Genomic DNA, 12,794 nt, shown 5'->3' on the forward strand with positions numbered 1-12,794 from the left:
AGGGCAACGGCGAGGACGTTCTTCTTCATGCTAGACATGTCTAACTAACTCCTGTCAGTTTATAAAACGGTTGATTGCAACTTGCTCCGGCTGCACGGCCCATGCCCGGTACCAAGAGGCTGGGCCTCCGGCATCCGGCTTCTTCTAGGCTTGCTTGAATTCTGATGAATCTTTTGACGAACCTGCGGCGGTATGAACCGGACGCAAACCCCCCTGCTCCCCTAGTTGATCAAGTTGCAGTGCGGACGCTAACCCAATGTTCAGGGTGCGTCAATCCCCGTAGATGCGGGGGGGTGGGGGGCAGCGCAATATGAATGCGGCAAACGCTAGGCTTTGTGGCCTAGTCCGATCGCCAAACACCCATGCCTTGGCGTTGCGAGTGCGATCTCTTTAGTACTCTATTACGCGCCGAAGTGCGCGGCGTCTGCCTGGAGTTTTGAACTTGCCCAATGTGTTTGTCCACCCGTGGCGGCATGCCGCGCTGATCCGCATTCTGAGCTGGCGCGACATCAGCGGTCGCTACCGTGGCTCGCTGCTGGGGGGGCTGTGGGCCCTGCTGACACCGCTGCTGATGCTGGCGGTGTTTACCTTTGTGTTTGGCGTGGTGGCCCCCACCCGCTGGCCGGGTGCCGAAGCGCAGGGCATGGGCATGTTTGCGCTGCGACTGCTGGCCGGGATGGTGGTGCACGGGCTGTTGGCCGAATTGCTGCAACGTGCGCCCACCTTGGTTACCGGGCAGCCCAATTATGTCACCAAGGTGGTATTTCCTCTGGAAGTGTTGGGCTGGGTGGCGCTGTTGACCGCGTTGTTCCATGCGCTGATGGCGCTGCTGGTGCTGGTGGTGCTGAATGCCGTCTGGGGCACCGGTTTGTCGCCGACGGTGCTGGCGCTGCCCTTGATCGTGCTGCCCTATGCCCTGCTGCTGTTGGGGCTGTGCTGGTTGCTGGCCGCGCTGGGGGTGTATTTGCGCGACCTGACCCAATTGGTTGGGCCGCTGGTGATGGTGTGCATGTTTCTGGGGCCGGTGTTTTACCCGCGCCAGGCGATGCCGGCACTGGCGCAGCCGTGGTTGGCGCTGAACCCGATCACCATTCCGGTGGAACAGATTCGCCGCGTATTGTTCGACGGTCAGTGGCCAGACTGGCAGACTCTGGCACAGTATTCGTTGGTTGCCGTGGTCGCGTATGCGTTCGGCCTGTGGGCATTTACCAAATTCAAGAAAGGATTCGCTGATGTCCTCTGATGTTGCACTGCGCGCAGCCCCGCGCGACCGCTTGCTGGGCGAGTTGCTGCTGGACGCCGGTTTGCTGGGCGAGGCCGACCTGGAGCGCGGGCTGGCGTTGCAGGAAAAAATCGGCGGCCGGCTGGGCAGTGTGTTGATGCGCATTGGTGCGGTCAGCGAGGACAACTTGCTGCAAGTGCTGGGCCGGCAATTGGGCTTGCCGCTGATGGGCGCCGAGGTGCCGCTGCCAGACGAGGACATGCTGCGGCTGACCGCAGGGCAGGCCACGACCGGCATCGACTGGTTGCTGGATCAGCAGGTGCTGGTATGGCCGGGAGAGGGCAATGATCTGCTGTGCGCGGCGCGTGACCCGCTGCTGCCGACCTTGCGTGAAGCCATGCAGCACGCCTATCCGGGACGCAAGGTGCATTGGTGCTTGTGTCGGGCGCAGGATCTGGAGCGGATGCTGGACGGGCTGGCACACAGTGCGCGTGCGGATGATTTTTTTGGCGGCGGCGATGAGCAGCAACTGCGCGCGATGGCCGAAGAAGCGCCGGTGGTGGAGCTGGTCAGCAATCTGATGGCGCAGGCAGTAGAACAACGGGCATCAGATATCCATTTGGAGCCGGAAGAGCGTACCTTCAGCGTGCGTTTCCGCATCGACGGTGTCTTGCACAACCGCCTGAGCTTGCCGCGTGACCGCTTTGACGCGGTGGCGTCGCGCTTGAAACTGATTTCCGGCATGGACATTGCCGAGCGCCGCCTGCCGCAGGACGGGCGCATGTCCACCCGCGTGGGCGGGCAGGAAATGGATATTCGTGTGTCGGCCTTGCCGGGCGTGCATGGCGAATCCATCGTGATGCGTCTGCTGCCCAAGGAACGCAAGGAGCTGGGGCTGGAACGACTGGGCTTCGAAGCCGACCATTTGGCCTTGATGAAAGCCTGGACCGCCGAGGCCAACGGGATTGTGTTGGTCACCGGCCCCACCGGTTCGGGTAAATCCACCACCTTGTACGCGGCGCTGGCAGCGGCCAATGACGGGCTGAAAAAAATCATCACGGTGGAAGACCCGGTGGAGTTCCAGCTGCCGGCGATCACCCAGATTCAAGCGCACCCGGAGATTGGGCTCACGTTCGCCAATGCGCTGCGCTCGATTTTGCGGCAAGACCCCGACGTGATCATGATCGGTGAAATCCGCGATCTGGAAACCGCCGAAATTGCCGTGCAGGCCGCGCTGACCGGGCATTTGGTGTTGAGTACATTGCACACCAACGATGCCATCAGCGCGTTCACGCGCCTGGTGGACATGGGCGTGGAGCCTTTCCTGGTGGCCACCCCCGTGCGCGCCGTGCAGGCGCAGCGCTTGGTGCGCAGGCTGTGCCCGCATTGCACGCGGCCGCATCCGGTGCCGGCCGAGATTGAAGCCGAGGCGCGGGTGTTTGCCGAGAAGGTGTTGCCCGGCGTGGCCCCGCGCTGGATGAGCGCGGTGGGGTGCAGCCAGTGCATGAATACCGGGTATCGCGGGCGCTTGGGCATTTATGAGCTGGTGCCGGTGAGCGAGCCGATGCAGCATTTGATCGTCAGTGGCGCTTCGGTCAATGACATGAAAAAACTGGCGCGCGAGGAAGGTTGCCGGTTCCTGCGCGACGATGGCTTGCTGAAGGCATGGCAAGGGTTGACCACGGTGGAAGAAGTGCTGCGCGTGGCGGGGAGCTGAGACTGACCGATGCCCAGATTTCACTATCAAGTCCTGAATGCGCAAGGCGTGAGCCTGGAAGGCATGTTGCGTGCCGACAGCGAGCGCGACGCGGCGCGCCAGTTGGAGCGGCGTGGCTTGTCGGTGGTCGAAATCCGCTCCGGCGAATCCACTGGACGCACCCAGCGCGGCCGGCTGCGGCATGCCGATGTGATTTTGGCGTTGCAGGAATTGGCCACCATGCTGACCTCCGGGGTCAGCATTGCCGACGCAGTGGGCAGCCAGGCGGTGGGCGCGCACCATCCCAAAATCGTGGCCGCGTTTGCCACCATGTCACGCGATTTGCAGCGCGGCCAGGCATTTTCCGCCACGTTGGCCAAATGCGGGCTGCCCTTGCCCGAGTACGTGATCCAGCTGGCGCGTGCGGGTGAATTGACCGGTGAGCTGGGGCGCGCCCTGCGCGATGCTTCCACCCAGCTGGAATACGAGCAGCAGTTACGCAACGAAATGCGCAATGCGCTGATCTACCCGGCGGTGCTGGTCATGGCCGGGGTGGCGGCGGTTGCGATCATGTTTGTTTTCGTGGTGCCCAAGTTTGCGTCGTTGTTGCAGCACGCCAAGGATCTGCCATTGCTGGCGTGGCTGGTGCTGCACGCGGGCACTTGGACGCGGGCCAACTTTGGGCTGTTGTCGGTGCTGCTGGTGCTGGCAGCGATGGGGACCACTTGGGCACTGCGCAAACCGGAATTACGCGCGGCGGCGATGGATAAATTGTCGCGCTGGCCGGTGGTGGGGCCGTGGCTGGTGGAGGCCGACACGGCGCGCTGGGCCAAGGTGCTGGGCGCGCTATTGGGCAACAAGGTGCCGTTGATGCGTGGCCTGGAATTGGCCCAGGCCGGCTTGCAGTTACCGCAGCGGCGCGCCCGCATGGGCGAGGTGGCGCGCGCGGTGCGCGGCGGGGCATCCTTGGCCGATGCGCTGGAGGATCACGATGCGCTGACCGCCACCGGTTACAACCTGGTGCGGGTGGGCGAGCGCTCCGGCAAATTGGCATCCATGCTGGATTCATTGGCCAAGCTGTATGAAGAGGCCGGGCGCAACCGCATGAAACGGGTACTGATCCTGCTGGAACCGATTGCCATTTTGGTGATCGGCAGCGTGATCGGCACGATTATCCTAGGCGTGATTCTGGCCATTACCAGCGCCAATGACCTCGCGGTTTAGCGGCATCTGCAGCAACACATTCAGCGCCAACTTGAATCAACAGGACTCCTCGATGCGACAGCGCAATATGCAATCCCTTCCGCACCAGGCAGGTTTCACCCTGCTGGAAATGATCGTGGTGCTGGTCATCATCGGCCTGATCATGGGCTTGGTCGGGCCGCGCCTGTTCGGGCAGGCCGACAAGGCCAAGGTGCAGACGGCGCAAACGCAGGTGAAGATGCTGCGCGGTGCGTTGCAGACGATGCGCCTGGATATCAGCCGCTGGCCGACCGAACAAGAAGGTTTGCTGCTGCTGACCAATAAACCGGCCAATGCCGATGCCGCACGCGGTTGGGCCGGGCCGTATCTGGACGAGGCGGTACCAAGCGACCCGTGGGGTCAGCCTTATCAATATTCGCCGCAGCCCAGCGGCAACAATCCATTCACCCTGTACTCGTTCGGTGCCGACGGCAAACCCGGTGGTCAAGGGCAAGATGCTGATGTGGGCTACTTGCCGGGCCAAACAACGGCCAACCCGCAGTAACCGGCAACGATGCGTCACGCCGGGTTTACCTTGCTGGAAATGATCGTGGTGCTGGCGCTGTTGGGCTTGGTCACGGCGATGGTGGTGCCATCGATGCTGCATGGCATCGACAGTTGGCGCCGACAGGCGGCGATGGATGCAGTGCTCGACCAGATTCGCGCACTGCCCGGCGTGGCGCGGGCCAATGGCAAAACGATTGTCATCGACGATAAAACACTGGCATCCAAACCCCCGCCATTGACCATTGAGGACGGTTGGACGCTGACGGCACCCACCGCGATGACGGTAGCGGGTAGTGGCGTGTGCAGCGCTGGCGAGCTGGCCGTGGGCAATACCTACGGCGTGCGCAACATCAAGGTTACGGCACCGTTCTGTGATCCGGTGATTACGCCGTGATGCGGCGCGCGCAAGCCGGCTTTACCTTGCTGGAAGCCATCGTGGCGCTGGTGGTGTTCACCATGGGGGCACTGGCGCTGTATGGCTGGTTGTCCACCAATATCATCACCCTTGACCGAATCCGTGCGCGGCAGCAATTGGAGCTGACCATGCACTCGGCGCTGGATCTGATTCGGCGCACCAACCCGATGGATACCCCGGTTGGGGAGCGTCAGGTGGGGGATTTGAAAGTCAGCTGGATCAGTGCACTGTTGGAGCCGGCCAAGCCGAATGTGGTGCAGTCGGGGCGGCCAGGAATTTTCGTGGTGGGCCTGTACGAGGTCAGCGTGCGGGTGTCGCGCAATGGCCAGTTGCTGCAAACGTTCCAGGTGCGGCAAGTGGGTTGGAAGCAGGTGATGGCCACGCCGGTGGACATGTGATCAGGCGCATCGTGCAACGCCGCAATGCCGTGGCTGGCTTCACCTTGATGGAGATGCTGGTGACGCTGGTGTTGATTTCGTTCGCCACCATGCTGATGTTCCAGATGCTGGGCAGCTATCGGGTGGCGCGGGAACGGGTGCAAGCGCAGGCCGGGCTGATCGACCGCCAGGCCTTGTTCCAATCGTGGTTCCGCGACAGTGTGCATGGCCTGTATGCCGCACCAAAATTGCATTTGGATGGCAGCGCCGAGCAGTTTTCCGGCACCACGTTGAACCCGTTGTATGCGCAGGAAGGCACGCCCACACAAATCGCGTGGAGCCTGCGCAAGACCAGCGATGGCGGCACCGAAGTGGTGTATGCGGAGGCCGGCAAGGAGCGCTGGAGCTTGCCTTTGCAGGGTGCTGCCGGGGCGCATTTCATTTATGTCGATGCGACCTTGAAGCAGACCGATCGCTGGCCGCCGCAGTTGGGCTTGATTGACCCCGAAGGCTTGCCGGCGCTGATCGGGCTGGTGCGCGAGGGGCGCGGTGATGGCGTGTCGCAACTGGCAGCAGTGTTGGGCCCGTTGCTGCCACCCAAGCGCTTGTATGGCGATGAGCAGACCATGGAATGAAGGGGCATCGTCACCAATCCGGGTTCGTGCTGGTGCTGGTGTTGGCCATGCTGGTGGTACTGGGCCTGTTGGCCGGCTCCATCGCGGCAGTCACCTCGCGCTTGCTGGAACAGTCACGGCAGCGGGCACAGGCGATGCAGGACGCGTTGGACATGGATAGCACCCGTGCAACCGCGCTGTATCTGCTCAGCACCCAACGCATGACCTTGGGCGGGCTGACCGTGGATAACATGGTTTCCGGCGGTGAGGATGGCGTGCGCCCGGCGGTCAGTGATGCCGATCTGGAGTCGTGGTTGCCGATTGGCAATGAAGTGGCGCTGGACGGTCGCGCCAACCAAGGTTTAGGCGGCGCACGTTTTGCCTTGCAAGACGATTACGGCCTGTTCGGGGTGAACTGGAACCCCCCTGACAAGCTGGAAAAACTATTGGCGCAAGGGGGGCAGCCACGGCCAGTGTCGGCAGGCGCGCTGTTCAATCGCTTGATGGACTATCAGGATCGCGACAATTTGTACCGGCTCAACAGTATGGAAGCCGAAGGCTACATTGCCGCAGGGATGGCACCGCCCACCAATCTGCCAGTGGCCACGCCGATGGAGTTGATGCGGGTGATTGGCTGGCAGCAGGCCTTGTCGTTCTTGAGCCCGGCCGAAATCACCTCGACACTGACGGTGGAGCCGGCCTCCATCATCAATGTAAATACGGCCCCGGCGCGGGTATTGCTGACGATTGACGGCATGGATGCGGAGAAAGCGGCGCGCGCCATTGCGTTCCGCAAAGTTCAACCGTTCCTGAGCGCGGTGGCGTTTTCTGAGTTCATCGGACTGGAAAAGTCGATGGAGGCCCCGGTGGCCGTGTATCCTGCGGCGTCTGGCACTTTGAAGCTGTGGCCTTCGCATGGGGGACAGGTGACATTGATGCATTGGTCGATGACCCCGATCGAGGACAAGGGTCGCCCCTGGCGTGAGGACTATGAGCTTATCCAATCCCAAGCCCCGGCAACGGATGCCGTTGCTGAACCGGTTCGTTCGCGGCTTTTCCGCAAGCCGGTGGCTGCGCGGCAGTAATGGCCTGCGTCAGCTGAGCGAAGGCGGCAATGGCCAGGAATGGCTGCTGGCGCGGCATCTGTGTGCCTACACGGTACTGGATGGCGCTGCCGTACCTGCCCGCAAGCGCAAAGGCTTCGTGGAGATGGCACTGGCGCGCTGGTCGCCGTTTGCCGACACCCAATCGCATGTGGAGTGGGTGGGTGACCGTGCAATGGCGTGGGCATGGTCGCGTGGGCGGGTGCTGGCTGGGCCCGACGGCATGGCGTTGCCGCAACCCCGCCGAGTGTTACCCGAATCGATGTTCCGTGGTGCACCGCAAGTCAGCGGTGAACAGCTGGTGCAACTGGATGAAGGGCTGGAAGGCCGGGTCTGGCGCGACAACGTGATGGTGGCGTCGCGCTGGTGGAGCGAACTGCCAGAATTGGCCGAGTGGAACGAATTTCGGCGTGGTGCCGGGCTGTCACCAGCCGCTGCCGCCCCGGACATCCTGGTGCCGGAATTGCAGGCACAGCCGTGGGCGGCGTCGGGCAGCCCGGATATTCGCGAAGCCTTTGGCCACTACCGCGGCTATTTGGCATTGGCGGCAGCCGGCATTGCAACGGCGGTGTTGATGGCGCTGCTGGTGGGGGTGGTGGCGCTGAAAATCTCGATTTGGCAGGTTGACAAGCAAATCGCAGAGCAGGAACAAGTGCTGGATAAAATCATCACCGCCCGCGATGACGCATTGCAAGCGCGTGCCGCGATTGATGCGCGGTTGGCGTTGCGCCCGCCGGCCGGACAGATCGAATTGATGGGGCTGGTCTCAGGCTTGATGCGCGGGCAGTGGCAATTGCTGGAATGGAAGGTGCCCGATGCGCGCACGCTGGAAGTCACGGCACGCATGGTCAACCCCGATCCGCGCGCGATAGTGACGGCCTGGGAGGCTTCGAAACGGTTTACGGATGTCACTGCGGAATTGGGCAAACAGCCCAATAGCGTGGTCGTCAAGGCGCATGTGGTGCGCGCATCCGGCAAGGGGTCAGGCAAATGAGTGCGGGCATGGCGAGTGTGCGTTTGCGCGGGATGCGCGAAGAATGGCGCGGCAATCTGCGGCTGCGCATCGGGGTGATGGCCGCCGCTGCAGTGGGGTTCCTCTATCTGTGTCTGGTGCTGATGGATTGGCGCAGCGATCTGCATGCGCAATATCAGCAGCGCACATTGCAGCTCTACAAAATGAGTGCATTGGCCGGACAGGAACACTGGTTGGGGCGCGCGCAAAATGCCAAGGCAGCGGAAAAAGCGTTGCAGGCGGAAATTCCGAATGCAGCCACCATCGGCCTTGCGCAAGCAGAAGCGCAGACGATGGTGCGGCAGTTGATGACGGCGTTTGGCAACAAGTTGACCAGTGAGGCGCGGCCGCCGGCAGAAGTCACTGGCCAGCCAGGCGTATGGAAGATTCCGGTGACCTTGCGCGGTGTCCTCAGCCAGCCGCAGATGCTGGAAATTTTGCGCCGCCTGGAAGATTCAGACCGCTTGGTCACGGTGGAAGAGTTGTCCTTCACTTTCGTGCAAGGACTGCCCAATATGTCGCTGACGCTGGCGGCGTATTACCGCGTGGGCACAGGTAAGCCGCAGGGGGCAAGCAATGGCGCTGGTTGATCTGTTGCAGCGCAAACCCATGCCGGTTGCGGTGGTGGCGGGCGCGATCATGGGTACCGTGGTGGGCTTGTTTCTGCCGATCCGCGCCGCCGATCCGCCCAAGGCGGAGGAAGCCACATGGTCGCTACCCAATGCACAGGCGCTCAAGCGTTTCAGTGACAACACTTATCAAGCGGTGCGCAGCGCCAAGTTTTGGGGTGATTTGCTGATGCCAGGCCAGCGTGGTGCCGAGAAAAAACAGGCGACGTGGACGCTGACCGGAATCGTTACCAGCCCTGTGGTGCAGGTGTCGGTGAGCGAGGCCGGCAAGCAAGGTCAGCCCGTGCAAACCTGGGTGAGGGTTGGCGAAAAACTACCCGATGGTGCCGTGCTCAACGCCGTCACTCGTGACCGCATCTGGGTTACCAAGGATGACTGCAAGCGGGTGAAGTCGTTGTATCAAAACAGCGTGCACCCCGACCCTGAAGGGTGCATTGGTCCGGATGGCAAACCTGTTACACCAGCTGCGGGTACCGACAAGCCGACTGTGGTCATGCCAAGTGCACCAGTGGCACCGGTGGAGCCGCCAAGCAAGCCACCCCAAGGCACAACAGCACCGCGTAACGGTGCCCAATCGTCATCCTCATATCGTCAAATTTCAGGCAAGTCTCTGGCATGAACAATCTCCGTCCCCTCCTTGCTGCCACCGGTATCGCACTGTTGACCGGCGCCTGCACGACGCCACGCCTGGTGTTGCCTGAGCCGTTACCGACCGCGACCCGCACGCAGCAGGAAGCCGCTGCATTGCTCGGACAAAATGCCGCGTCACCGCCACGTCAGGCATTGTCGGTCGGCGAAACCCCTGCCATTCCAGAGAGTGGCGCGGCCAGTGTGTCCGGTGTGCAAGGCGAACCGATGCCGCCGCTGAAAGGTGGCGCGGTGAATGTGAATATCGAAGGGATGCCGGTTCCGGCCTTCATCAATGAATTCTTCGGACAGATTCTGGGCGCGGGTTTCCAGATGGATGTGCAAGTCTCGAAGATGAATGATCTGGTTACATTGCGCACTGCAGGCCCGCAGTCACCGAAAGAGTTTTATCGGTTGGCGGTACAGGTATTGCGCAACTATGGCGTGGCCACCGATTTCAGTTCCGGCACGGTGTTCTTCAGTCGCGCCCGTGATGGGGCCGGCATCGTGCCGCCGCTGGTGGTCAGTGGGCGTGCATTGCCCGCTGTACCGATCAGTCATCGGCCGGTATTTCAACTGGTGGAATTGCAATCAGTGCGCGTCAACGACGTGATCAGCCTGTTGAATGTTGCCTTCAAATCATCCGAAGCGTTGAGCATCCAGCCGGACAACAGCCGCAATGCGGTGTTGCTGATGGGGCGCCCGGAGTTGGTGCGGCAGGCGCTGGACGCGATCAAGGTGTTTGATCAGCCGTATATGCGTGGGCGTGCCAGTGCGCGGTTGGAGCCGGCGTTTGTATCGGCCGATGAATTGTCCAAGCGTTTGGTTGATGTACTCAGCGCCGAAGGCTATGGTGCCTCGGTGTATGCCAGTGGCGGTGGCGGCAGTGCCGCCATCCTGGTGTTGCCGGTCAGTGCCGCCAATACGGTGTTGGTGTTTTCGTCCGACCGCAAGATTTTGCAGCACGCCATCGACTGGGCGCGCAGTATCGACAAACCCAACCCCACCGCCGGAACCGATGGCCTGTTCTACTACATGGTGAAGAACACGCGAGCATCGGAGTTGGTCAAGACCATCACCGGAATTCGCGGTAATTCATCGAGTGGCAAAGGCAGTGATCGCGACGCCATCGATGGCAGCAAAGTGGGGCAAATCGCTGCACCCGCCGCTGCCGCCACCAGTACGGCCTCGGGCAGTACATCGGGTGGTGATCTCAGCGGTGGCAAACTGACCTTGGATGAGCCGCGCAATGCGGTCATTTTCCAAGGCAGCGCTACCGATTGGGGGCGGCTGTTGCCCTTGATCCAGCAGATGGACAAGGCGCCACGGCAAGTGATGATTGAAGTCACCGTGGCGGAAGTGACGTTGACCGACGACCAGCAATTCGGGGTGTCGTGGTTGGCCCACAATGCGGACTTGGGCAAGTTCAACGGCAATATCAGTTCCGGCAAATTGGCCGCAGCCACCGGCGGATCTGGCTTGAGTTACTTGCTGGATATTGGCGGCGAAACCCGCGCCACCTTGACCGCGTTGGCCAGCAAGAACCGCATCACCGTACTGTCCACCCCGCGCTTGATGGTGAAGAGTGGCGAAGATGCGAGTATCGATGTTGGTACCGAAGTACCCACCATCAGTGCGCAGGCAACCTCCGGTATTCAGACCGGCGGGAACACCGGCATCATCCAAAGCATCCAATACCGCAAGACCGGCATCCTGCTGAACATCAAGCCGGTGGTGTATTCGGATGACCGGGTCGATATCGAGCTGCGCCAAGAGGTCAGTGAAGCATTGCCGGTAGGGTCCGATTCGTCGGTCAATTCGCCGGCGATCTTCAACCGATCGGTCTCCACCAGTTTGAATCTGCGCGATGGCAGCGCGATCTTGATCGGCGGGCTGATGTCCCAGCGCCGCACCACCGGGGATAGCGGTGTGCCCTTCCTCAAGGATGTACCGATTCTCGGTAACCTGTTCAAGTCGCAGACCCATGGCACCAATCGCACCGAGATGGTGCTGATGATCGTGCCGTATATCCTTGAATCCGATGATCAGACGGCGGAACTAACCCGCTCGTTGAGTCAGCGCTTCGAGTTGCTCGATTTGTCACCGGCGATGCCTCCTCTCAAAGCTGCGCCAGCAGTGCCGCAACCCGCTACGCCGCTCCCTGCGTCGGTAGCGAAGCCGAATTGATCCTGCGTACTGCTGTGGCATGGCCAAGGTAAAAAAAATACAGGCGGTAACGGTTTCCCCAGTAGCCTTGTTGGTGCTGGGGATGCACCGCAGCGGCACCTCGGCATTCACACGTGTGCTCAATCTGCACGGCGTGGCATTGGGAGAGAACCTGATGCCGGCCGGCCCGGATAACCCGTCCGGGTTCTGGGAGCATGCCGATGTGGTGGCGGTGCACGAGCGCTTGCTGGCTGCGCTGGAGCGCACTTGGGATGACCCGCGGCCATTGCCGGACAATTGGCTGGCATCGGCGGCTGCGCAAACGGCATTCGATGCGCTGGTTGCGATCGTGCAGCGCGACTTTGCCGGTGTTTCGCTGTGGGCGGTCAAAGACCCGCGCCTGTGTCGTCTGCTGCCGTTGTGGCAGCGTGTGCTGGAACGCTGCGGCGTAGCGCTGCGCGTGGTGTTGGTGTCGCGCCCACCAAAGGAAGTGGTGGGTTCGCTGGCACGGCGAGATGGCTTGCCGCCTGCCATTGGCGAATTGCTGTGGGCGCGCTATTTGCTGGAGTCGGTACACGCCAGCAGCGGCTGTCGACGAGTGTTGTTGCGTTACGATGCGCTGCTGGCAGATTGGCGGACACAGCTGCAGAGGGTTGCACAAGTGTTGGGGGTCGAGCTGCACGCGAGCGCGGATGTTGCCCGTCAAATAGATGCTTTCCTTGACCCGCAATTGCGCCACCACCAAACGGCAGACACCGCAGACAGTGCTGCAGCGATGGCGCTGCTGCCGCTACTGACTACGCTCCCCGAGCCAGCGGCCAGTATCCGGATAGAGCATGCCTTTGCGGCACACATGCAACCGTTGGCGCCGTTAGTCGACGCGTATGCGGAGTTGCTGGCAACTAGCCGCAACCACGCGCAACAGTTGCAGCGGGATGCAGACGCCATGCGTGGGCAGTTGGATATGCAAGGGCAGTGGTCACGCCAGTTGGATGACGACTTGCATGCACTGCATCAGCGGCACGGTGAATTGACCCATGAGCATGCACAGGCGGTGGCGTGGGCGCAGTCCTTGCAGGGCGAGCTGACAACATTGCAGGGCTTGTATCAGCAGGCCGAAGCCGATCGCGACGATAAAGCGAGCTGGGCGCAGTCCTTGCAGGGCGAGCTGACAGCATTGCAGG

General features: G+C 61.8%; 13 protein-coding genes. All 13 read left to right on the plus strand.

Going from position 1 to position 12,794, the window contains the following annotated elements; translation table 11 throughout:
- The first annotated feature begins 451 nt into the window (after window positions 1–451).
- Window positions 452–1,243: an ABC transporter permease gene (locus QWB57_RS02755; RefSeq protein ID WP_223629200.1), complete on the plus strand. Its 792-nt coding sequence runs from the start codon at window positions 452–454 to the stop codon at window positions 1,241–1,243.
- Window positions 1,233–2,939 carry a GspE/PulE family protein gene (locus tag QWB57_RS02760; RefSeq protein ID WP_223629078.1) on the plus strand — a complete coding sequence of 569 codons (1,707 nt, stop codon included), beginning with the start codon at window positions 1,233–1,235 and terminating at the stop codon, window positions 2,937–2,939. Before QWB57_RS02755 ends, QWB57_RS02760 begins: the two co-directional genes overlap by 11 nt.
- A 9-nt stretch (window positions 2,940–2,948) precedes the next feature.
- Window positions 2,949–4,142, plus strand: a complete 1,194-nt coding sequence (locus QWB57_RS02765; protein WP_223629079.1) for a type II secretion system F family protein — start codon at window positions 2,949–2,951, stop codon at window positions 4,140–4,142.
- Between the two features lie 67 nt (window positions 4,143–4,209).
- The gene (gene gspG / locus QWB57_RS02770; RefSeq protein ID WP_288968244.1) at window positions 4,210–4,665 is read left to right on the plus strand and encodes a type II secretion system major pseudopilin GspG; all 456 of its coding nucleotides are present in this window, start codon (window positions 4,210–4,212) and stop codon (window positions 4,663–4,665) included.
- A gap of 9 nt (window positions 4,666–4,674) precedes the next feature.
- A complete protein-coding gene (locus tag QWB57_RS02775) occupies window positions 4,675–5,061 on the plus strand; it encodes a type II secretion system protein (protein WP_223629081.1) in 387 nt (128 codons plus the stop codon).
- Window positions 5,061–5,480, plus strand: a complete 420-nt coding sequence (locus tag QWB57_RS02780; protein WP_223629082.1) for a prepilin-type N-terminal cleavage/methylation domain-containing protein — start codon at window positions 5,061–5,063, stop codon at window positions 5,478–5,480. Before QWB57_RS02775 ends, QWB57_RS02780 begins: the two co-directional genes overlap by 1 nt.
- Window positions 5,477–6,094 carry a type II secretion system protein gene (locus QWB57_RS02785; RefSeq protein ID WP_223629083.1) on the plus strand — a complete coding sequence of 206 codons (618 nt, stop codon included), beginning with the start codon at window positions 5,477–5,479 and terminating at the stop codon, window positions 6,092–6,094. Before QWB57_RS02780 ends, QWB57_RS02785 begins: the two co-directional genes overlap by 4 nt.
- Complete coding sequence (locus QWB57_RS02790; RefSeq protein WP_288968246.1) at window positions 6,091–7,158, plus strand: type II secretion system protein GspK; 1,068 nt, start codon at window positions 6,091–6,093, stop codon at window positions 7,156–7,158. Before QWB57_RS02785 ends, QWB57_RS02790 begins: the two co-directional genes overlap by 4 nt.
- The gene (locus QWB57_RS02795) at window positions 7,064–8,170 is read left to right on the plus strand and encodes a hypothetical protein (protein ID WP_288968247.1); all 1,107 of its coding nucleotides are present in this window, start codon (window positions 7,064–7,066) and stop codon (window positions 8,168–8,170) included. The genes QWB57_RS02790 and QWB57_RS02795 overlap by 95 nt, the downstream gene beginning before the upstream one ends.
- Entirely contained in the window at window positions 8,167–8,778 is a 612-nt protein-coding gene (locus QWB57_RS02800; RefSeq protein ID WP_223629086.1) for a GspMb/PilO family protein, read from the plus strand. The genes QWB57_RS02795 and QWB57_RS02800 overlap by 4 nt, the downstream gene beginning before the upstream one ends.
- Window positions 8,765–9,436: a hypothetical protein gene (locus QWB57_RS02805; protein ID WP_223629087.1), complete on the plus strand. Its 672-nt coding sequence runs from the start codon at window positions 8,765–8,767 to the stop codon at window positions 9,434–9,436. The genes QWB57_RS02800 and QWB57_RS02805 overlap by 14 nt, the downstream gene beginning before the upstream one ends.
- Window positions 9,433–11,631, plus strand: a complete 2,199-nt coding sequence (locus QWB57_RS02810; RefSeq protein WP_223629088.1) for a type II secretion system protein GspD — start codon at window positions 9,433–9,435, stop codon at window positions 11,629–11,631. The genes QWB57_RS02805 and QWB57_RS02810 overlap by 4 nt, the downstream gene beginning before the upstream one ends.
- Window positions 11,632–11,650: 19 nt before the next feature.
- Window positions 11,651–12,794: hypothetical protein (locus QWB57_RS02815; protein ID WP_288968249.1), on the plus strand; the 1,144-nt coding region annotated here is incomplete at its 3' end.

This window comes from uncultured Thermomonas sp. (genome assembly GCF_937872235.1).
In the GTDB taxonomy this organism is placed as follows: Bacteria; Pseudomonadota; Gammaproteobacteria; order Xanthomonadales; family Xanthomonadaceae; genus Thermomonas; species Thermomonas beijingensis.

Excerpts from the sequence above, each read along its gene's own strand:
- gspG (WP_288968244.1), top strand. The coding sequence starts at position 4,210 with ATGCAATCCCTTCCGCACCAGGCAGGTTTCACCCTGCTGGAAATGATC.
- QWB57_RS02810 (WP_223629088.1), top strand. The coding sequence starts at position 9,433 with ATGAACAATCTCCGTCCCCTCCTTGCTGCCACCGGTATCGCACTGTTG.
- QWB57_RS02795 (WP_288968247.1), top strand. The coding sequence starts at position 7,064 with ATGAGCTTATCCAATCCCAAGCCCCGGCAACGGATGCCGTTGCTGAAC.
- QWB57_RS02790 (WP_288968246.1), top strand. The coding sequence starts at position 6,091 with ATGAAGGGGCATCGTCACCAATCCGGGTTCGTGCTGGTGCTGGTGTTG.
- QWB57_RS02780 (WP_223629082.1), top strand. The coding sequence starts at position 5,061 with ATGCGGCGCGCGCAAGCCGGCTTTACCTTGCTGGAAGCCATCGTGGCG.
- QWB57_RS02760 (WP_223629078.1), top strand. The coding sequence starts at position 1,233 with ATGTCCTCTGATGTTGCACTGCGCGCAGCCCCGCGCGACCGCTTGCTG.
- QWB57_RS02775 (WP_223629081.1), top strand. The coding sequence starts at position 4,675 with ATGCGTCACGCCGGGTTTACCTTGCTGGAAATGATCGTGGTGCTGGCG.
- QWB57_RS02800 (WP_223629086.1), top strand. The coding sequence starts at position 8,167 with ATGAGTGCGGGCATGGCGAGTGTGCGTTTGCGCGGGATGCGCGAAGAA.
- QWB57_RS02765 (WP_223629079.1), top strand. The coding sequence starts at position 2,949 with ATGCCCAGATTTCACTATCAAGTCCTGAATGCGCAAGGCGTGAGCCTG.
- QWB57_RS02805 (WP_223629087.1), top strand. The coding sequence starts at position 8,765 with ATGGCGCTGGTTGATCTGTTGCAGCGCAAACCCATGCCGGTTGCGGTG.